This window comes from Enterobacter sp. CP102, assembly GCF_025152625.1.
Taxonomy (GTDB): Bacteria; Pseudomonadota; Gammaproteobacteria; order Enterobacterales; family Enterobacteriaceae; genus Enterobacter; species Enterobacter soli.
Window position 1 is genome coordinate 4,258,356 of record NZ_CP104014.1, and the last position, 20,133, is coordinate 4,278,488.

Annotated in this window: 17 protein-coding genes; 9 read left to right on the forward strand and 8 right to left on the reverse strand. The window is 54.5% G+C overall.

Annotated elements, in window-relative coordinates:
• The first annotated feature begins 38 nt into the window (after nucleotides 1-38).
• Complete coding sequence (locus N1249_RS20080; protein WP_259832539.1) at nucleotides 39-653, forward strand: YagU family protein; 615 nt, start codon at nucleotides 39-41, stop codon at nucleotides 651-653.
• Nucleotides 654-703: 50 nt separating this feature from the next.
• Here the strand turns inward: N1249_RS20080 and tldD are convergent, their stop codons facing one another.
• The 8 genes from tldD to csrD form a co-directional block, all read right to left on the reverse strand.
• Nucleotides 704-2,149 (reverse strand): metalloprotease TldD, encoded by a 1,446-nt coding sequence (tldD, locus tag N1249_RS20085; RefSeq protein WP_259832562.1) that lies wholly within the window; start codon nucleotides 2,147-2,149, stop codon nucleotides 704-706.
• Between the two features lie 85 nt (nucleotides 2,150-2,234).
• Entirely contained in the window at nucleotides 2,235-6,035 is a 3,801-nt protein-coding gene (yhdP, locus tag N1249_RS20090) for an AsmA2 domain-containing protein YhdP (RefSeq protein ID WP_259832575.1), read from the reverse strand.
• 43 nt (nucleotides 6,036-6,078) lie between these two features.
• Nucleotides 6,079-7,548, reverse strand: a complete 1,470-nt coding sequence (gene rng / locus N1249_RS20095; RefSeq protein ID WP_014071995.1) for a ribonuclease G — start codon at nucleotides 7,546-7,548, stop codon at nucleotides 6,079-6,081.
• Entirely contained in the window at nucleotides 7,538-8,131 is a 594-nt protein-coding gene (locus N1249_RS20100; protein ID WP_259832580.1) for a nucleoside triphosphate pyrophosphatase, read from the reverse strand. Before N1249_RS20100 ends, rng begins: the two co-directional genes overlap by 11 nt.
• A gap of 9 nt (nucleotides 8,132-8,140) precedes the next feature.
• The gene (gene mreD / locus N1249_RS20105) at nucleotides 8,141-8,629 is read right to left on the reverse strand and encodes a rod shape-determining protein MreD (protein WP_014071997.1); all 489 of its coding nucleotides are present in this window, start codon (nucleotides 8,627-8,629) and stop codon (nucleotides 8,141-8,143) included.
• Nucleotides 8,629-9,645 carry a rod shape-determining protein MreC gene (mreC, locus tag N1249_RS20110; RefSeq protein ID WP_014071998.1) on the reverse strand — a complete coding sequence of 339 codons (1,017 nt, stop codon included), beginning with the start codon at nucleotides 9,643-9,645 and terminating at the stop codon, nucleotides 8,629-8,631. The genes mreD and mreC overlap by 1 nt, the downstream gene beginning before the upstream one ends.
• Before the next feature lie 62 nt (nucleotides 9,646-9,707).
• Nucleotides 9,708-10,751: a rod shape-determining protein MreB gene (gene mreB, locus N1249_RS20115; RefSeq protein WP_000913396.1), complete on the reverse strand. Its 1,044-nt coding sequence runs from the start codon at nucleotides 10,749-10,751 to the stop codon at nucleotides 9,708-9,710.
• Between the two features lie 281 nt (nucleotides 10,752-11,032).
• On the reverse strand, nucleotides 11,033-12,973 hold the full coding sequence (gene csrD / locus N1249_RS20120; protein WP_259832595.1) for an RNase E specificity factor CsrD: 1,941 nt from the start codon (nucleotides 12,971-12,973) through the stop codon (nucleotides 11,033-11,035).
• A gap of 183 nt (nucleotides 12,974-13,156) precedes the next feature.
• Between csrD and N1249_RS20125 the strand changes: the two genes are divergently transcribed.
• From N1249_RS20125 to panF, 8 genes are all read left to right on the forward strand, one after another.
• Nucleotides 13,157-14,131, forward strand: a complete 975-nt coding sequence (locus N1249_RS20125) for an MDR family oxidoreductase (protein WP_259832598.1) — start codon at nucleotides 13,157-13,159, stop codon at nucleotides 14,129-14,131.
• A gap of 77 nt (nucleotides 14,132-14,208) precedes the next feature.
• The gene (gene msrP / locus N1249_RS20130; RefSeq protein ID WP_166718066.1) at nucleotides 14,209-15,210 is read left to right on the forward strand and encodes a protein-methionine-sulfoxide reductase catalytic subunit MsrP; all 1,002 of its coding nucleotides are present in this window, start codon (nucleotides 14,209-14,211) and stop codon (nucleotides 15,208-15,210) included.
• The gene (gene msrQ, locus N1249_RS20135; protein WP_259832600.1) at nucleotides 15,211-15,810 is read left to right on the forward strand and encodes a protein-methionine-sulfoxide reductase heme-binding subunit MsrQ; all 600 of its coding nucleotides are present in this window, start codon (nucleotides 15,211-15,213) and stop codon (nucleotides 15,808-15,810) included.
• A gap of 234 nt (nucleotides 15,811-16,044) precedes the next feature.
• On the forward strand, nucleotides 16,045-16,497 hold the full coding sequence (gene aroQ / locus N1249_RS20140; protein ID WP_259832602.1) for a type II 3-dehydroquinate dehydratase: 453 nt from the start codon (nucleotides 16,045-16,047) through the stop codon (nucleotides 16,495-16,497).
• A 21-nt stretch (nucleotides 16,498-16,518) separates the two neighbouring features.
• The gene (accB, locus tag N1249_RS20145) at nucleotides 16,519-16,980 is read left to right on the forward strand and encodes an acetyl-CoA carboxylase biotin carboxyl carrier protein (RefSeq protein WP_112013106.1); all 462 of its coding nucleotides are present in this window, start codon (nucleotides 16,519-16,521) and stop codon (nucleotides 16,978-16,980) included.
• 10 nt (nucleotides 16,981-16,990) lie between these two features.
• Nucleotides 16,991-18,340 (forward strand): acetyl-CoA carboxylase biotin carboxylase subunit, encoded by a 1,350-nt coding sequence (gene accC, locus N1249_RS20150; RefSeq protein ID WP_259832608.1) that lies wholly within the window; start codon nucleotides 16,991-16,993, stop codon nucleotides 18,338-18,340.
• Between the two features lie 108 nt (nucleotides 18,341-18,448).
• Entirely contained in the window at nucleotides 18,449-18,691 is a 243-nt protein-coding gene (locus tag N1249_RS20155) for a YhdT family protein (RefSeq protein WP_166718068.1), read from the forward strand.
• Entirely contained in the window at nucleotides 18,681-20,132 is a 1,452-nt protein-coding gene (gene panF, locus N1249_RS20160) for a sodium/pantothenate symporter (protein WP_259838229.1), read from the forward strand. The genes N1249_RS20155 and panF overlap by 11 nt, the downstream gene beginning before the upstream one ends.
• Nucleotide 20,133: the final 1 nt, after the last annotated feature.

Below are 20,133 nucleotides of genomic sequence, written 5' to 3' on the forward strand. Positions count from 1 at the left end.
AAATATAATTTTCAGGATTATTTAAACAAGGACCAGAAATGAATCTATTTGAACAAACACCGCCTTCACGCAGGCGCTACGGGCTTGCTGCGTTCATTGGGCTGATCGCAGGGATTGTCTCCGCGTTCGTCAAATGGGGAGCCGAAGTGCCCCTTCCTCCGCGTAGCCCAACTGATTTATTCAGCGGCGCATGTGGGCCAGAGCAATTAATAAGAGCAGCAAGTCAGATTGATTGCTCTCGCAACTTTCTAAACCCCCCTTATATATTTTTACGCGACTGGCTGGGTGTTGTTGATCCTAACGCGGCGGTTTACACATTTGCCGGGCATATATTTAACTGGGTTGGCGTCACGCATATTATCTTTTCTATCGTCTTCGCCGTAGGTTATTGCATAGTTGCCGAAGTCTTCCCAAAAATTAAACTCTGGCAAGGCCTGCTCGCCGGTGCATTAGCGCAGCTCTTTGTTCACATGATCTCGTTCCCGCTGATGGGGCTGACGCCACCGCTTTTCGAACTACCCTGGTATGAGCACGTTTCAGAGATCGTGGGTCATCTGATCTGGTTCTGGTCGATTGAAATTATTCGCCGTGATTTACGCAACCGTATCACTCACGAGCCTGACCCTGAGTTCCCGCTCAGTCACTTACGTTAAAAAAAATGGCGCTACCCACAGAGTAGCGCCATTTTTCATGAAGGGTCAGGTCAGGCTGTGCCGCCCACCGTCAGGCTGTCCACTTTCAATGTTGGCTGGCCCACGCCAACCGGCAGGCTCTGACCTTCTTTACCGCAGACGCCCACGCCGTTATCCAGCTTCAGATCGTTACCCACCATCGAAATCTGCTGCATGGCCTCAATGCCGGAGCCAATCAGGGTTGCCCCCTTCACGGCTTTGGTCACTTTACCTTTCTCAATCAGATACGCTTCTGAGGTGGAGAAGACAAATTTACCGGAGGTGATATCCACCTGGCCGCCGCCAAAGTTTGGCGCGAAGATGCCGTAATCAACAGATTCGATAATCTCCTGCGGTGTGGATTTGCCCGGCAGCATGTAGGTGTTGGTCATACGCGGCATCGGCAGGTGCGCATAAGACTCGCGACGGCCGTTACCGGTTGGCGCAACGCCCATCAGGCGCGCGTTCAGTTTGTCCTGCATGTAGCCTTTCAGCACGCCATTTTCGATAAGTACGTTGTACTGGCCTGGCGTACCTTCATCATCGATAGCCACAGAGCCGCGGCGATCGAGCATCGTGCCGTCATCGACCACGGTGCAAAGCTCAGACGAAACGAGCTGCCCCATCTGACCGCTGAATACGGAAGTGCCACGGCGGTTAAAGTCGCCTTCCAGGCCGTGACCCACGGCTTCATGCAGCAGCACGCCCGGCCAGCCAGCACCCAGCACCACAGGGAATGTCCCGGCAGGCGCAGCAACTGCATTCAGATTCACCAGCGCCATGCGCACGGCTTCTTTGGCCCATGCGTCAGCGCGCGCCTCACCGTCAACATCGCCCAGGAACCAGTCATAGCCAAAACGACCGCCGCCGCCGCTTGAGCCGCGCTCACGTTTACCGTCGTCATCAACCTGCACGCTAATGGAAAGACGCACAAGCGGACGCACGTCCGCGGCCAGGGTGCCGTCAGTCGCGGCAACCAGGATTAATTCATAGACACCGCTCAGGCTGGCGGACACTTCCTGTACACGTTTATCGGCGGCGCGAGCCACTTTGTCCACGCGGCGCAGAATATCCAGCTTCTCTTCGCGGCTCATGCTTTGCAGTGGATCGATGCTGGTATACAGCGCGGAGTGCTGTACTTCACCCAGCGTTTTTACCCGGCCATCGCCGGTGTCACGCACGATGGTACGCGCGGCCTGCGCGCTTTGCTCCAGCGCAGTCAGGCTTATCTGATCTGCATACGCAAAACCGGTTTTCTCACCGCTGACGGCACGCACACCAACGCCCTGGTCGATGTTATAAGAGCCATCTTTGATGATGCTGTCTTCTAAAACCCAGGATTCGTGATAGCTCGACTGAAAGTAAAGATCGCCGTAGTCGAGTCGGCGTTCGGTCAGTTGACCAAGAATGGAAAACAGGTCCTGATGGCTCAGGCCGTTCGCTGCCAGCAGATGTTCACTTACCAGGTTCAGACTCATCGTTTTGCTACTCGTTCGTTGCCGCGCAAGGCGGTAAATAAATTCTTATCAGTTGAGAGTGAGGCAATTAAGCGCCTCCGTCAAATCATTGCTGTGCATCTTTGCGCGGCTGGCGCAGCACTTCATTAATCTGCGGCTTATCAACCGGGCCCGTAATACGGTAACGCAGAATAGAGACTTTACTCCACAGCGGCCCCAGCACTTTACTGGCTGCAAACACCGCCGCGCCAATAATAGGGTTCACCACGAATGCCGTCGCAACGCCGACGGTTGCGGAGATCTCTGGGGCAACCACGGCCTCCATATCCAGCTCGCGGCGAACGAGATCCACCGAACCTTTCATGGCGATATCGGCTTCCAGGCCATCCACCAGCGTGTCGTCCGTGTGCAGCACACCATCTTTAATCCAGGCCGTACTGCGGATGGAATCATAGTAGAAACCTTCGCTGAAGGTATCGCTGAAATCAAAGCGCAGCTTACGCAACAGGGCATCAAAGCTCAGCAGACGCAAGATCTGCCCGGCATGGCCGGTACTGACATCTGCGATCTCCCCTTTGCCAAAGTTGGTTTTCAGGATGCCGTTCAGAGAAGCTTCGTCTGGTTTCCACGGCGCTGCACGCCAGTGCAAATCGTAGTTCACGTCAAACGAGGAGCCACGCAGTGGAGTACTGATACCAAAGAAGTTGGCCGCCGAATCCAGTTTGTTCCCCTTAATTTGCCCCTTGAGGGATGTACGCTGTTCGCCTGGGTTGTTCACCCATTCGCCCTCTGCCGTCAGGCGCCCAAAACCGGTATCCACCAGACCGCCGGAAAGACTTAACGTATTTCCCTGAATCGCTAAATCACCGTCGATACGGCCATACTTTTGTCCCCACAACCAGCACTCGGCGCAACGCAGTTGCAGATCGGGCCAGCCGCTGAAATCCACGCGCGCAGTGCTGCTGAACGGCGACGAGTTTGCTGACTGATCTTTCCCGGACGCTGTCACCGGGTTGTAGTAGAGGTAGCGGATCGCCGCTTGCCATGGCGCATTATTACGCAGGGTGAGTGTGCCATTGATCTCCCGGCCCTGAGCTTCGACTTTGGAGCCCGTCGCCGTAGGCTGCGAGACAATGCTCAGGTTGTTCCACTGCTGTCCGGCCATGGTTAGCGCCGGGGTACGCAGGGTAACGGTTTGCGGGAACTGCGCGGCATCGTCAACATTTTGCCCGATACCTTGCTGGAACAGCGCCAGCCATTCAGCCCCATCCATCGGCGGCAAATTCAACTCGATGCCTGATTGTTCCGGCAATGGCGGGATGGTGCGGCTGTCCGTAGTCCAGATAGCTTTATCAAGCGTAAGTTTACGGTTCAGCAGCCAGCGGCTATTAAAGTGGTTAGTACCGTTCGCATTGCCGGTCAGCTCAAAGCTGTTCAGGTTGCCATCCACGTTAAGCTTCACCGGCAGTGACTGGCCAGCTTTCTTATCCAGCGGTGCCGGAAGGTCGCTACTGATGTTTTTCAGGTCGCCGGTAATGTCGACGTTATACCGCGCACTGGCGTGATACGGCAGCTCAATGCCGACTTTACCCTTCCAGGACACTGCGCCGTTGATGGCACCCGCAATCGGCTTTGGCAACACGTCCATGCGGGATGGCTGCCAGCTGGCGTCCATATTGACGGCCACCTGATAGGCTTTTTCACCCTCGGTAGTCGAAAAATCAATGTTCACCGGCTGATTGAACCAGCTCGCCTTCAGCGGGTCACTCTTCAGATTACCGTTCTCAAAGCTGAACTGCCCGGTGAGGTTTTTCAGGGTGCTATTAAGCGGTTTGATAAACAGGCTGTTGTTATTAAGCCGGACGTCGCCTTTGGCGGTAGTCATCTTCCCGTCCAGCGGGATATCCAGATGTAAGCGAGCATTCACATCGCCATCAAGCTGCAACTCCTGAAGGGTAGCAGCCAGGGACTCTTTCAGCGGCGTCTCTTCAAAGTAAGGGCCAACGGCTTTGCCTGGGCCATTGATATCCGCATCAATCAGCAGCTTTTCTTTCGAGTAGTCCGGGATGTTCGCCGTCAGGTTGCTGGCGGTCACGCCCCCGAGCCCAACGCTTGCCGACTTCATCCACAGCCCGTCATTGAGGAAGTTAAGCTCAATATCGAGGTTTTTCAGCGCAGGCCAGTCCGGCTGGAAGGCAAAGGTGGCGTTGTGCAAAGGCACCAGCACCTGGAACTGACCTTCATTATGTTTGTAGGGGAAAAGGTGTGGATTGCCGCCATACACCAGCGTGGCGTTATCAGCCTGGCCGCCCTGGATCGCGCCGCTCAGGTAATCCACCAGCTCTTTGCCCATCAGGTTTTCCGGGAAGTAGCGCCAGGCCTGAGAGCCATCGTCAGTGCTAATACCGGCCAGGATGCCGAGCCAGGGTTCATCGCCCTCCGGCTGCAAATAACGGAAGTCACCGCGGGCGTGGACCGCTTTGGCTTTCACATCAATGTTGCGGCCATCCAGCTGGAAACCTTTATCATTTTTGAGCCAGTTAAGCGTGGCGGTCCCTTTCTCGATCTCCAGCGGGGCGCGGAATACCGTTTCGTATGGCATTTTGGCGTCGGCCATTTCAGCTGTCAGCCTGCCGTCCTCAACGCTGCCTTCCAGCTTGCCGCTAAAGTGCTGCGCGCCTGGCAGCAATTTCCACTGTTTCCAGGCCAGCTCTTTCCATGTCGCCTGGAAGCGGGTTTTTTCTGTGGCCTGTAAGGGGATATCCAGCGCCAGCGTCTCTATCTGCCCGCTCGGCTGTGTTGCCAGCCAGATGTCACCTAAATCAGGAGAGAGTTTGGCCGCCATTGAACGCAGCCCTTCGACTGCGGCCAGATCCAGATTGCTGGCGCGGATACGTAACTCATCGCTACGTTTACTGCTGGTCCCGCCAACATCCTGCTCAGGGATCCAGGCCAGCGCCAGCGCGCCACGCGGCCAGGGCTTACTGTCCATGGTGATGCGTGTATCCGGGATAACGAATTGCCAGCCGTTCTGCACTTTGGTGACGTGTGCGGTCAGGTTATCAACGGATAGCTGGTGCTGCTGGTTTTCCCCTTTCCAGCTCCCGCCTCCCTGCTTCAGCCAGATATCACCGCTGGCGAATTCGCCTTTGGTCAGCGTCATCCAGCCTTCCAGGCTAAAACGGGCGGTTTCCAGCTGCATGTTTTGCTGTAACCAGTCGCCCAGCCAGGGCTTCACATCCACATCATCGGCTTGCAGCCAGACCTTGCCATTGTTCAGCAGACCGTTGTCATCGCGCAGATCCATCCGCACCTGCATCACGCCGTGCTGCCCGTTCAGGCTGGAGAGGTTAACCTGCCCTTCGGCGCGATGTCGGTCTTTGCCGTTAAGCCAGGTCAGCTGCGGAATGGCCAGCTCAGCGCGCTGGCCGGAGAGCGTAATAAAGCTCACTTCGCTGTCGCGCAGATCGAAATGATCGAACTGACGCAGGAAGAGATCGCTTATCCGGTTGGTTTCGATACCCTGGCTACTGTCGCCGCTGCGCAGCGGGGTGTTGGTCAGAAACTGGAGCTGATAAAAGGTGAGATCGCGAAACTGCCAGCGAAAATGCAGCAAGCTTTGCCACACATCCAGCGCCAGAGTGACACGTTTGATTTTCAGATAGCCGCCATCTTTCAGGCTGGCATTGATATCCCGCACATCGAGCGTAGGGCCGAAGTTTTGCCAGTTAGCGCTAACCTGGCTCACGTCCACCGGCACGCCGGTGGCGGATTCGATTTTCGCCAGCATCTGCGGGCGCCAGCTGTCCAGATGCGGTAACACGAGGCGCAGCCCGCTCACGAGCAACGCGACAATCACGACAAGCGTTGCCCCTGTAAGCAGTAAAATCCCCGGCAATCGCCTCACGCATCTCTCCTTGTCAGCCTTTGGTCTCGCAGCGTACTGCGTCTTACATCATGACTACGTCAAACTGCTCCTGGTTATAGAGCGGCTCGATTTGCACTTTAACCTGTTTGCCGACAAAGATTTCCACTTCCGCCAGCGCGTGCGACTCTTCACCTTTGAGGGCCTCAGCCACCGCAGGGGAAGCATAGACCAGAAAACGGTCAGAGTCGTAGGCGTGATGGACACGAACAACTTCACGCATGATTTCGTAACAGACAGTCTCCACCGTCTTTACGGTACCGCGGCCATGACAGGTCGGGCATTCATTACACAGCACGTGCTCTACGCTTTCGCGGGTACGCTTACGCGTCATTTCTACCAGACCCAGCTGTGAGAAGCCGTTGATACTGGTTTTCACGCGATCTTTACTCAGCGCCTGCTCCAGCGAGTGCAGTACACGGCGGCGGTGATCTTCATTATTCATGTCGATAAAGTCGATGATGATAATGCCGCCCAGATTCCGCAGACGAAGCTGGCGCGCGATGGCCTGCGTCGCTTCAATGTTGGTATTGAAAATGGTGTCGTCCAGATTACGATGGCCAACAAAGGCCCCGGTGTTGATATCCACCGTGGTCATGGCTTCGGTCTGATCGATAATCAGATAACCGCCCGATTTCAGCTCAACCTTGCGCTCAAGCGCGCGCTGGATTTCGTTCTCTACGTCATAGAGATCGAAAATCGGCTGGCGGCCGGAGTAGTGCTCCAGCAGACCGGGCATTTCAGGGATATATTCGGCGGTAAACTCCAGCAGCGCTTCATACGTCAGGCGGGAGTCAACACGAATTCTGTCGAGCTGCGCATCGGCAAAGTCGCGCAATACGCGCTGAGCGAGCGCCAGTTCGCCGTACAGCTGATAACGGGTCTGGTTGCGTTTTTTACGCTCCATCACCTTGGTCCAGACGCGTTTCAGGTAGGCCGCATCAGACGCCAGATCCTCTTCGCTGATCCCTTCTGCCGCAGTACGGATGATAAATCCGCCCTGCTCGTCGCAGTAGGCGCTCACCACTTTTTTCAGGCGTTCGCGTTCGCTTTCGCTCTCAATGCGCTGCGAGACGCCAACGTGCGAAGCACCCGGCATAAAGACCAGATAACGGGAAGGAAGCGTGATGTCGGTCGTCAGGCGTGCGCCTTTGGTGCCCAGGGGGTCTTTCACCACCTGCACCATCAGATCCTGGCCCTGTCGCACCAGCTCAGAGATGTCGCGGACGGCAAACTGTTTTTGCTCTTCGCCTGCGACGCACTCGGTGTGCGGCATGATATCGGAGGCATGTAAAAATGCCGCCTTATCGAGTCCAATATCTACAAAAGCCGCCTGCATACCCGGTAGTACACGACTGACACGACCTTTGTAGATATTGCCTACTATTCCGCGCCGCGCTTCACGCTCAATATGAATTTCCTGAAGAATGCCACCATCAATGTAGGCCACACGGGTTTCCGATGGCGTTACGTTTACCAACAATTCAGCCGTCATAATTATCCCTTCCCTCACGCAGTGAGTTAAAATTGCTCAGCAACTCATACGTTTCCACCAGCGGTAAGCCGACTACGGCGTGATAGCTGCCATTAATCTTCCTGACAAAACAGCCACCCAGCCCTTGAATACCGTATGCACCTGCTTTATCCATTGGTTCACCGCTGGCAATATACGCGGCGATCTCGTCGTCGGTAAGCACTCTGAACGTGACGTCCGTGACTACCAGGCAATCCAGTACGTCCTGGCTATCAGCCAGCGCCACTGCGGTCATCACCTGGTGAGTTTGTCCGGACATCTTGCGCAGCATTCGCGCCGCATGTTCTGCGTCACGGGGTTTCTCAAGGACTTCACCGTTAAGAATAACGATGGTATCTGCCCCCAGCACCGGTAAGTCACGCGGTACAAGCGCCACACCAGCACGCGCTTTTTCACGTGCCAGGCGGGAAACATACTGCCGGGCGCTTTCACCCTCAGCACGTTTTTCTTCAATGCCGGTAACGATGCGCTCAAAGGAGACGCCCAACTGCGTGAGCAACTCCTGACGACGCGGTGAACCAGAGGCAAGATATACAGACGTCATAGAAACCTTTTATTGCACGGCAAACTGCTGACGAACTTTACGCATCAGCAGGAACAGCCACGGCCAGAGCACACCATTCACTACACTACTCCAGAACACTTCCGGTCGGAAAGAGACATTGATCACTAAAAACTCTGCCCAGAAAACAACGATATCCGCAGCAAGCGACAACAACATCACCACCAGCGCCTGTTGCCAGAGCGCGAGGTTACGAAAGAGCTGGAATTTGAGTGCGACGAGGTACGCAATAATACTCATGGATAAGGCGCGCACGCCAAGCGTAGAGCCACTAATGAGATCCAGTATGGCACCCATCACAAAACCTGTGCCGACATTTACGCGGTGCGGCAGGGCCAGGATCCAGTAGAGCAAAATGAGCAATACCCAGTTTGGCCGGAAGACGAGGATGTCGTCCGGCCAGGGCATAATTTGCAGCAACAGTGCAATGAGAAACGAGAGCCAGATAACCCAGCGTCCCTGGCTACGATAACTTGCCACTACTGCCCTCCCTGGGAGAGTCGCGGTGGCGGTGGCGCATCCGGCGGAGGCTGCGTTAATCCCGTAGCAGGGGCAGGGACTGGCGCAGGTGGCCCCATAGAGTCTGCTGGCGGCAGCACCTGCGGCATCATTTGCATCAGGCGTTCATTCGCAACACGGTGAACCTCTTCCGGGGTCATCGGGTTAGTGCCGTTACGATCGGCACCCCACAGCAGCAGCAAATAGCGCAGACGCTGTAAACCCGCCGTTGGGCGAGCCTGAATCACGGTGTAAGCACGCTGGGTATCCAGCTTCACAGACGAGACAACCCCAACCGGATAACCTTCAGGGAAGCGTCCGCCAAGGCCGGATGTCACCAGCACATCGCCCACACGAATATCCGTGTTGGCCGGCAGGTGTTCCAGTTGCAGATCGTCCGTACAGCCGTTACCGGCCGCAATCACACGGATGTCGTTACGCAGTACCTGAATCGGCAGCGCATGGGTTGCATCGCAAATCAGCAGGACACGGCTGGTCAGTTTCGCGACCGCCACAACCTGGCCGACAACACCTTTATCACTGATGACAGGCTGGCCTTCATAAACGCCGTTGACGCTGCCTTTGTCGATCACCACCTGATCGCTGTAAGGATCGTTTACGGTGGAGATAACCTGGGTCACCATTTTCTGCTCGTCCTGACGCAGCGGCGAGCCAAGCAGCTCACGCAGACGCGCGTTTTCCTGCTTATATTGCCCAAGCATCAGCAGCTCGCTATTTTTCAGCAGCAGTTCCTGACGTAACGCCCGGTTTTCAAGTTCGAGCTGGTCACGTGAGGACAGCGTTTGAGAAACGGAGTCGAGTAATTCACGGGGACCATTTGATACAAAGTAGAAAGGACTGACGGCGGTATCCATGTACGTTCTGATTTGGCTGAACGTACCGAGGCGGCTATCGGCAATAATGACACCAAGCGCCACCAGAACCGCCAGGATCAGGCGAAACTGTAGCGATGGGCCACGGCTAAAAATTGGCTTCATAGGCTATGCGTATTCTCGCGTCAGAGAGAAAGGGTAGCAATTTGCTACCCTTTCACAACCGACTACTCTTCGCTGAACAAGTCGCCGCCGTGCATGTCGATCATTTCCAGCGCCTTGCCACCACCACGGGCGACGCAAGTCAGTGGATCTTCTGCAACTACGACAGGAATACCTGTCTCTTCCATTAACAGGCGGTCGAGGTTACGCAGCAGCGCACCACCACCGGTCAGCACCATACCGCGCTCTGAGATGTCAGAAGCCAGTTCTGGTGGGCACTGTTCCAGGGCAACCATTACCGCGCTCACAATACCGGTCAGCGGCTCTTGCAGCGCTTCGAGGATTTCGTTGGAGTTCAGGGTAAAGCCACGTGGAACGCCTTCAGCCAGGTTACGACCACGAACTTCGATTTCGCGAACTTCGTCACCCGGGTAAGCAGAACCGATTTCGTGCTTGATACGCTCTGCGGTAGCTTCACCGATCAGAGAGCCGTAGTTACGGCGCACATAATTAATAATGGCTTCGTCGAAGCGATCACCACCGATACGTACGGAAGAGGAGTAAACCACGCCGTTCAGGGAGATAACAGCCACTTCAGTGGTACCACCACCGATATCAACCACCATAGAGCCGGTCGCTTCAGACACAGGCAGACCCGCACCGATTGCCGCAGCCATTGGCTCTTCAATCAGGAACACTTCACGCGCACCAGCACCCTGAGCGGATTCACGGATTGCACGACGTTCTACCTGAGTTGCACCAACCGGCACACACACCAGAACACGCGGGCTTGGACGCATGAAGCTGTTGCTGTGAACCTGCTTGATGAAGTGCTGAAGCATTTTTTCAGTCACGAAGAAGTCAGCAATAACACCGTCTTTCATTGGGCGGATCGCGGCGATGTTGCCTGGGGTACGACCCAGCATCTGCTTCGCATCATGACCCACAGCAGCCACGCTTTTTGGCGAGCCGGCACGGTCCTGACGAATGGCCACAACGGAAGGCTCATTCAATACGATGCCTTGTCCTTTTACATAAATAAGGGTATTCGCGGTACCCAGGTCAATGGACAGGTCATTGGAAAACATGCCACGAAATTTTTTCAACATACTAAGGGATAATCCTGAAAGCTGGGGCGGAAAACAAAATCCGCTTACTTTACCAACCACACGCAGCAGCGACAAGGCGCAAAAATCGTCTGCTACGGTGAAAATTAGTGCAGTACGTTTCCTTTGTTACAAATTCATTCCCTGAGTCCCTCAGGGCTGAGTAAACAGTAGCGTCCCTCACTTTCATTTGTAACCAGTCAAAGGTCGTTCACTGGCTTTTTGCTCGTCATACTCAAAGCTACAGGCGCGATATTCTACGTGAAAACAAATTAAACGGCAGGTCAAACAGAGTATCTTTGCAAATATTTTTTCACATTGGTGTCAAGCGGCTGAGAGGACGCAAAAAAATCGCCCTGACCGCCCGCAACACCGCGCTCTGTCAACATCTGCCATTCGCTCCGTGAGCGCACGCCGGTGGCAAATACTTGTGTCCGCGTTCCCTTACACGCTTCAACCAGGCTCTGAACCAGCAGCTGGTTTTCCGTGCGTTTTTCGATATTCCTTACCAGCCCGGGATGAAGCTTCAATAATTCGACATCCAGTTCCTTGATCCAGCTGGTGCTGACCAGCGTCAGGCCCGCCTGCGTGACCGCCACACGAGCACCAAGCGCATTCATCAAACGTACAACCGGGCGTAACCGGCTGATGTGTTGACCTACATCCGCCTCAGCAAGTTCAAAAATAATGCGTTTGCGTTGCGATTTTTCGCATTGCATTAATATATCGCGCAGCCAGCGCTGAAAACGCGGGCGAATCAAAGACTCGACGGTGACCTGTAACGCCAGGTTTTCCTCAGGCCAAAACGTTAAGAAGGGAATAAGCCGCGTAATTTGCTGGCGGTCGTACTCTTCTGATAGCCCAAATTGCAGCACCATCGGCAGATACTCGGCCGAAATCACCTCTTCCGTACCGTCGAAAATACGGCACATCAGTTCACGGTGATGCACATGGCCATTTTTCATCACCGCCGGTTTTTGATAAATACGTGGTCCGCCGCGACTGAGCATTTGCTCAATCAACGTTCGCCAGCGCACATTCCCGCGCCCTTTCTCCGGCAGAGAATCATCATATACGGCCCACCCGTTCGCCCCCTGCAACACGGCGTTGCGGGTGGCGGCTTCCGCATGTTCCATGACCTGTTCTGTCGACTGGCCCCCGCGCCAGGCACAGATACCAATATGGACCATATCATCCCTGTCGAGCATTTTGCTTTGCGGCAAGGCATCAACGGCTTTCAGCAATTGACCTGCAATGCTTTCCGACTCTTTTAGCGTGCGGTGCGGCAACAGTACGGCAAAATCGCTGCGGTGATAGCGCGCCAGCAGCGAGCCAGGATAGCGCATAATAAAGGTCGACAGCAGGTTGATAAGGACAAAGAGGTTGTCTTCCGCCACGGCCCGTCCCCAGTTGTCCCGCAGCAGATCAAAATCGGGCAGGCGGATCATCATCACGACCCCGTGCGTGCCCACTTTTTCAGGGTCATCCAGCAGTGTAGCCAGCTGATTATCAAAGAAGAGACGGTTATTCAGGCCGGTTTTATTGTCCTGCGCGGCGTAGGAGCGAATCAGTGTATCCATCCGACTGCGCTGATCGCTGGCAAACTGGATCTCTGAAAGCAATACGTCCAGAGCGCTGCTGGTGCGCGACGGCCATTCGTAGATTGACCCGCGAACCTGCGGCCCACGTTCGCCGTTTAAAATGCGTACCGAGCGGTTTTCCAGCAGCTCCTGCCCCGAAAGCTGACGACGCTGCCAGCGCACGGCAACAAAAATCAGCAGCACAATAAACCCTACAGCCAGCGTGAGCGGCGCGGTGGTCATTAAAGAGTGGAAGTAGTTTGCCATCGGATCCTGGTAAACCAGTTTGATGGTCATACCCGGGTTTTTCAGCGAGTGGACTGTCACTTCACGATACTGGTTCATCATGCCTGCCGGACGGTAGCTTCCCTGTCGGGCATGGCTGAAGACGAGCGAATTCCCCTGGCGGATGTCAATCTGGACGATATCGACCGGTACCATAATTTCATCCAGCTCACGCGACAGGGTCGGCAGTGGCGTGGTCACCAGCCGTGTATCAATGACTGATGCCACCGACTGGATACGGTTCACCAGCTTGTCCTGAATGGCGTTATAAAAACTCAGGGAACAGCCGATAAGCGTGACAAAGATGGTGAGCCCCGTCAGCAGCGTGATAAAAGCCGAGAATTTCGTCGTTAATCGCATCCTTGAGATTACTCCGTGGGTTGATGGGGTAGCGAGTAAGCGCTAACTTGCATTTCAAATGCGGCATACTACCAAACCTGGTGTATCTGGCAATTTATTGCGTTAAATCGGCATTGGCTTTCAATGAGCGAGTATAGTCTTCAGAAAATTTTTTCCAATCATCATACGTAGTGAGGACCCTGTATGCAGGCTTTGATCTTAGAACAGCAGGACGGCAAAACGCTTGCCTCGGTGCAAACCATTGAAGAGAGCCGTCTGCCGGAAGGTGACGTAACCGTCGACATCGACTGGTCCAGCCTGAATTATAAGGATGCGCTGGCCATCACCGGCAAAGGCAAAATCATCCGTAATTTCCCGATGGTTCCAGGTATCGATTTCGCGGGCCGTGTGCATACGAGCGAAGATCCTCGCTTCCATGCGGGGCAGCAGGTATTGCTCACCGGCTGGGGCGTTGGCGAGAACCACTGGGGTGGTCTGGCGGCGCAGGCCCGGGTGAAAGGCGACTGGCTGGTGCCGATGCCAAAAGGTCTGGATGGCCGTAAAGCGATGATCATTGGCACCGCAGGCTTTACCGCCATGCTCTGCGTGATGGCGCTGGAAGATGCCGGTATTCGTCCTGAGTCAGGTGAAATCGTTGTGACCGGGGCCAGCGGTGGCGTGGGCAGTACTGCCGTGACTCTGCTGCATAAATTAGGCTACCAGGTTGCGGCTGTATCCGGACGCGAAAGCACCCACGATTACCTGCGCCAGCTGGGCGCTAACCGGATCCTGGGACGTGACGAATTTGCCGAAACCCGTCCGCTGGAAAAACAGATCTGGGCTGGTGCGGTCGATACCGTGGGCGATAAAGTGCTGGCAAAAGTGCTGGCACAAATGAACTACGGCGGTTGTGTCGCCGCCTGCGGTCTGGCGGGTGGATTTGCCCTGCCAACCACCGTCATGCCGTTTATTCTGCGCAATGTGCGTTTACAGGGGGTGGATTCTGTCATGACCCCTACGGCGCGTCGTGCAGAAGCCTGGGAACGCCTGTCATGTGACCTGCCAGAATCGTTCTACGCCCAGAGCGCAACGGAAATCAGCCTTAGCCAGGCGCCGGAATATGCCAGTAAGATCATGGACAATCAGTTCCACGGCCGCGCGCTGGTGAAAATTGTCTAATCTTCAAATTTTCGTGACATATTCGCGCTAACCCTTCTCCTCCGTCATGCTTAGAAAAACGCATGACGGAGGATGCCATGAAAACCAGAAAACTGACGGAAGCCGACGTAACGTCCGAGTCTGTCTTTATGTTACAGCGCCGCCAGATCCTGAAAATGCTTGGCATCAGCGCAACCGCCCTGACGCTCTCACCGGCAGCCCATGCCGACCTGCTTGACTGGTTTAAAGGTAACGATCGTCCGAAAGCCCCTTCCGGCGCGCCACTCACCTTTACCAAACCGGCCGAATGGCAAAATAAACTCACGTTAACGCCCGAAGACAAAGTCACCGGTTACAACAATTTCTATGAGTTTGGTCTGGATAAGGCCGACCCGGCAGCCAACGCGGGTGGCATGAAAACCGATCCCTGGACGCTGAAAATTGACGGCGAAGTCGCAAAGCCCCTGACCCTGGATCACCACGACCTGACCACCCGTTTCCCGCTGGAAGAGCGCATTTACCGGATGCGCTGTGTCGAAGCCTGGTCGATGGTCGTGCCCTGGGTGGGATTCCCGCTGCATAAGCTACTGGAGATGGTTGAGCCCACCAGCAATGCAAAATATGTCGCTTTTCAGACGCTCTACTCACCCGATGAAATGCCCGGCCAGAAGGACCGGTTTATCGGCGGCGGGCTGGATTATCCTTATGTAGAAGGGTTGCGACTCGATGAAGCCATGCATCCGCTCACCCTGCTTACGGTGGGTGTGTACGGTAAAGCCCTCCCGCCACAAAACGGCGCACCTATTCGCTTAACCGTGCCGTGGAAATACGGATTTAAAGGGATTAAATCGATTGTCAGTATTAAGCTCACCCGCGAGCGCCCTCCTACCACCTGGAATCTGGCCGCGCCCGATGAGTACGGCTTTTTTGCCAATGTGAATCCGCATGTGGATCACCCCCGCTGGTCACAGGCCACAGAACGTTTTATCGGCTCAGGCGGCGCGCTGGACGTTAAGCGTCAGCCAACGCTGTTGTTTAACGGCTATGCTGATGAGGTCGCTTCTCTGTATCGCGGCCTGAATTTACGGGAGAATTTTTAAGTGCGTTTAAGCGTAAAACAGATAACCTGGCTGAAGGTCATTTTGCACTTAGCGGGATTGCTTCCTTTTATCTGGCTGTTTTGGGCAGCCAGTCAAGGATACTTCAGCGCCGACCCGGCAAAGGATATTCAACACTTTACCGGTAGGATGGCTCTGAAATTTCTGCTGGCCACCTTGCTGGTTTCACCTTTAGCGCGCTACGCTAAACAGCCATTATTGATACGTACCCGTCGGCTTTTAGGGCTATGGTGTTTTGCCTGGGCGACGCTGCACCTCACCAGCTATACGCTGCTTGAGCTGGGTATTAACAATCTGGCATTGCTGGGTAGTGAGCTGGTTACGCGTCCTTATCTGACGTTAGGTATCGTCAGCTGGCTCATTTTACTGGCACTGACGCTGACCTCGACGCAATTTGCGCAGCGAAAACTGGGCAGGCGCTGGCAACTGCTGCACAACTTCGTCTATCTTGTCGCGATCCTCGCCCCTATACATTACCTGTGGTCGGTGAAGATTTTATCCCCGCAACCCATCATCTACGCCCTGCTCGCACTGGCGCTTTTAGCGTGGCGTTACAAGAAGTTCCGCCAGTGGATGAGATAGTTCGTGAAACTGTGCGTTTTCCCGCAGATTACTTATCCGCCGCGACTCTTTTTCGGATAGCGGTTGATAATCTTCCCTGATAAGACCAGTATTTAGCTGCCAAATGCTACGAAATCGTTATAATGTGCGACCTTGGTTTTCCTGACAGGGGTTTTAGGCCTCTGAAAAGGTGACAATCGCGCATCGAAGGTATATTTTGTCTTTTACCGGAGAATCGCAGGAGATAGCAGCACAATGGCTGACAAGTTCCAGATCTTAGTTTTGAACGGACCGAACTTAAACATGCTCGGCACCCGTGAGCCAGAGAAGTACGGCACACTGACATTGAGTGAAATTGTTAACCGTCTTGGGACGGAAGCGACCTCATTGAATGTGGATTTGGATCATTTTCAGTCAAACGCGGAGTACGCACTCATCGACCGTATTCATCAGGCTAAAGACAATGTGGACTATATCCTGATCAATCCGGCCGCGTTTACGCACACCAGTGTTGCTATCCGTGACGCGCTGCTTGCGGTGAGTATCCCGTTCATCGAGATCCACCTGAGCAACGTACATGCGCGGGAGCCGTTCCGTCACCATTCGTATCTGTCAGATATCGCCGCTGGCGTTATCTGCGGACTTGGTGCGGACGGTTATTCATACGCTTTACAGACAGCGGTAAAACGCTTGTCACAATCACACTAAACAAGAGTACGGAACCCACTCATGGATATTCGTAAGATTAAAAAACTGATCGAGCTGGTTGAAGAATCAGGCATCTCCGAACTGGAAATTTCTGAAGGCGAAGAGTCTGTACGCATCAGCCGTGCAGCCCCAGCCGCTAGCTTCCCGGTAATGCAGCAAGCTTACGCTGCGCCAGTGCAGCAGCCTGCGCTTTCCGCAGCCGTTGCACCAGCAGCAGAAGCTGCACCTGCAGCAGCTGCAGAAATCAGTGGTCACATCGTACGTTCCCCAATGGTTGGTACTTTCTACCGCACCCCGAGCCCGGACGCGAAAGCGTTCATCGAAATCGGTCAGAAAGTCAATGTAGGCGATACCCTGTGCATCGTTGAAGCCATGAAAATGATGAACCAGATCGAAGCAGACAAATCAGGTACTGTGAAAGCGATTCTGGTCGAAAGTGGTCAGCCGGTTGAATTCGACGAGCCGCTGGTCGTCATCGAGTAACGAGGCGAACATGCTGGATAAAATTGTTATCGCCAACCGCGGCGAGATTGCTCTGCGTATTCTTCGTGCCTGTAAAGAACTGGGCATCAAGACTGTTGCGGTGCACTCAAGCGCGGATCGCGATTTAAAACACGTATTGCTGGCGGATGAGACGGTCTGTATTGGCCCGGCTCCGTCCGTAAAAAGCTATCTGAACATCCCGGCTATCATCAGCGCCGCTGAAATCACCGGCGCGGTGGCAATTCATCCGGGTTATGGCTTCCTCTCTGAGAACGCCAACTTTGCTGAGCAGGTTGAACGCTCTGGCTTTATCTTCATCGGCCCGAAAGCCGACACCATTCGCCTGATGGGTGACAAAGTGTCTGCAATCACCGCAATGAAAAAAGCCGGTGTTCCAACCGTTCCAGGTTCTGATGGCCCTCTGACCGACGACATGGATGCTAACCGTGCTCATGCTAAACGCATTGGCTACCCGGTTATCATCAAGGCGTCCGGCGGTGGCGGTGGTCGCGGGATGCGCGTTGTGCGCAGCGACACCGAACTGGCGCAGTCCATCTCCATGACCAAAGCTGAAGCGAAAGCGGCATTCAGCAATGACATGGTGTACATGGAAAAATACCTGGAAAACCCACGCCACATCGAAATTCAGGTGCTGGCAGACGGCCAGGGTAACGCTATCTATCTGGCAGAACGTGACTGCTCTATGCAGCGTCGTCACCAGAAAGTGGTTGAAGAAGCACCAGCACCGGGCATTACCCCGGAACTGCGTCGCTACATCGGCGAGCGTTGCTCTAAAGCCTGTGTGGATATCGGCTATCGCGGTGCAGGTACCTTTGAGTTCCTGTTCGAAAACGGCGAGTTCTATTTCATCGAAATGAACACCCGTATTCAGGTAGAACACCCGGTTACCGAAATGATCACTGGCGTTGACCTGATCAAAGAGCAGCTGCGCATTGCTGCTGGTCAGCCACTGTCCATCAAACAGGAAGAAGTTGTGGTCAAAGGCCATGCGGTAGAATGCCGTATCAACGCCGAAGACCCGAATACCTTCCTGCCAAGCCCGGGTAAAATCACGCGTTTCCACGCGCCGGGTGGCTTTGGTGTGCGTTGGGAGTCTCATATCTACGCCGGCTACACCGTACCGCCGTACTATGACTCAATGATCGGTAAGCTGATTTGCTACGGCGAAAACCGTGACGTGGCGATTGCCCGCATGAAGAACGCCCTGCAAGAACTGATCATCGACGGTATCAAAACCAACGTTGACCTGCAGATGCGTATCATGACCGACGAGCACTTCCAGAATGGTGGAACTAACATCCACTATCTGGAGAAAAAACTCGGTATGCACGAGAAGTAAGACTGCATCGACGCTAAAAGGCCGGATTATCCGGCCTTTTTTATTTCTGGGGATCGCCAGGCCCCATCATGTACAATCCCCGCTTTCTTCATCCACAAGGGACGACAAATGGACACGCGTTTTGTTCAGGCCCATAAAGAAGCGCGCTGGGCGCTGTGGCTGACCCTTCTCTATCTTGCCGCATGGTTAGTAACTGCTTACTTACCTGATTCTGCTATTGGTATCACCGGCCTGCCGCACTGGTTTGAAATGGCCTGCCTGCTGGTACCGTTAGTATTTATTGTGTTGTGCTGGGCAATGGTGAAATTTATCTATCGTGATATTCCGCTGGAGGACGATGATGCAGCTTGAAGTCATTCTGCCCCTTATCGCTTACCTGCTGGTGGTGTTTGGTCTGTCGGTTTATGCCATGCGTAAAAGAACGACAGGTACCTTCCTGAACGAGTATTTCCTCGGTAGTCGCTCGATGGGCGGCGTCGTGCTGGCCATGACGCTCACGGCTACCTACATCAGCGCCAGCTCGTTTATCGGTGGCCCTGGGGCTGCCTATAAATACGGGTTAGGCTGGGTGCTGTTAGCGATGATTCAGCTTCCTGCCGTCTGGCTCTCTCTGGGTATACTCGGCAAAAAGTTTGCCATCCTTGCTCGTCGTTATAATGCCGTAACGCTCAACGATATGCTGTTTGCCCGCTACCAGAGTCGTTTACTGGTATGGCTGGCGAGCCTAAGCCTGCTGGTCGCCTTTATTGGTGCGATGACGGTGCAGTTTATCGGTGGTGCACGCCTGCTGGAAACCGCAGCGGGTATTCCCTACGAAACGGGGCTTATCATCTTCGGGGTCAGCATTGCGCTCTATACCGCCTTTGGCGGATTCCGCGCCAGCGTGCTGAACGATACGATGCAGGGCATGGTCATGCTCATTGGTACGATTGTCTTGCTGGTCGGTATCGTTCATGCCGCAGGTGGCCTGAGCCATGCAGTTGAAACACTCGAAGCGATCGATCCGAAACTGGTCTCACCGCAGGGAGCGGATGATATCCTTTCCCCGACATTTATGACCTCCTTCTGGGTGCTGGTTTGCTTTGGGGTGATTGGCCTGCCGCATACCGCCGTACGCTGCATTTCTTATAAGGACAGCAAGGCGGTTCATAAAGGCATCATCATTGGCACCATCGTGGTTGCTATCCTGATGTTTGGAATGCACCTGGCAGGCGCATTAGGCCGCGCCGTGATCCCGGATCTCACCGTGCCGGACCTGGTTATCCCGACATTAATGGTCAAAGTTCTGCCGCCGTTTGCCGCCGGGATATTCCTTGCCGCCCCAATGGCCGCCATCATGTCGACGATCAACGCCCAGCTGCTGCAAAGTTCCGCTACGATCATTAAAGATCTCTATCTGAACGTGCGTCCTGAACAGGTCACCAATGAAACACGCTTAAAACGCATGTCGGCTGTGATAACCCTGGTGCTGGGGGCGCTGTTGTTGTTAGCCGCATGGCGTCCGCCAGAGATGATCATCTGGCTCAACCTGCTTGCGTTTGGCGGCCTGGAAGCCGTGTTCCTGTGGCCGCTGGTTCTGGGACTGTACTGGGAGCGGGCAAATGCCGCTGGCGCATTAAGCGGTATGATTGTCGGTGGCGTGCTGTATGCCGTCCTGGCGACATTTAAAATTCAGTATCTGGGCTTCCATCCGATTGTGCCTTCGCTACTGTTAAGTTTGCTGGCGTTTGTGGTGGGTAACCGTTTTGGTCAACCCGCGCCACAGGCCGCCGTAATTTCTACTGATAAATAAA

Coding starts and splice junctions, on each gene's coding strand:
- N1249_RS20080 (WP_259832539.1), top strand. CDS start 39: ATGAATCTATTTGAACAAACACCGCCTTCACGCAGGCGCTACGGGCTT.
- tldD (WP_259832562.1), bottom strand. CDS start 2,149: ATGAGTCTGAACCTGGTAAGTGAACATCTGCTGGCAGCGAACGGCCTG.
- rng (WP_014071995.1), bottom strand. CDS start 7,548: ATGACGGCTGAATTGTTGGTAAACGTAACGCCATCGGAAACCCGTGTG.
- N1249_RS20100 (WP_259832580.1), bottom strand. CDS start 8,131: ATGACGTCTGTATATCTTGCCTCTGGTTCACCGCGTCGTCAGGAGTTG.
- mreC (WP_014071998.1), bottom strand. CDS start 9,645: ATGAAGCCAATTTTTAGCCGTGGCCCATCGCTACAGTTTCGCCTGATC.
- mreB (WP_000913396.1), bottom strand. CDS start 10,751: ATGTTGAAAAAATTTCGTGGCATGTTTTCCAATGACCTGTCCATTGAC.
- csrD (WP_259832595.1), bottom strand. CDS start 12,973: ATGCGATTAACGACGAAATTCTCGGCTTTTATCACGCTGCTGACGGGG.
- N1249_RS20125 (WP_259832598.1), top strand. CDS start 13,157: ATGCAGGCTTTGATCTTAGAACAGCAGGACGGCAAAACGCTTGCCTCG.
- msrP (WP_166718066.1), top strand. CDS start 14,209: ATGAAAACCAGAAAACTGACGGAAGCCGACGTAACGTCCGAGTCTGTC.
- aroQ (WP_259832602.1), top strand. CDS start 16,045: ATGGCTGACAAGTTCCAGATCTTAGTTTTGAACGGACCGAACTTAAAC.
- accB (WP_112013106.1), top strand. CDS start 16,519: ATGGATATTCGTAAGATTAAAAAACTGATCGAGCTGGTTGAAGAATCA.
- accC (WP_259832608.1), top strand. CDS start 16,991: ATGCTGGATAAAATTGTTATCGCCAACCGCGGCGAGATTGCTCTGCGT.
- N1249_RS20155 (WP_166718068.1), top strand. CDS start 18,449: ATGGACACGCGTTTTGTTCAGGCCCATAAAGAAGCGCGCTGGGCGCTG.
- panF (WP_259838229.1), top strand. CDS start 18,681: ATGCAGCTTGAAGTCATTCTGCCCCTTATCGCTTACCTGCTGGTGGTG.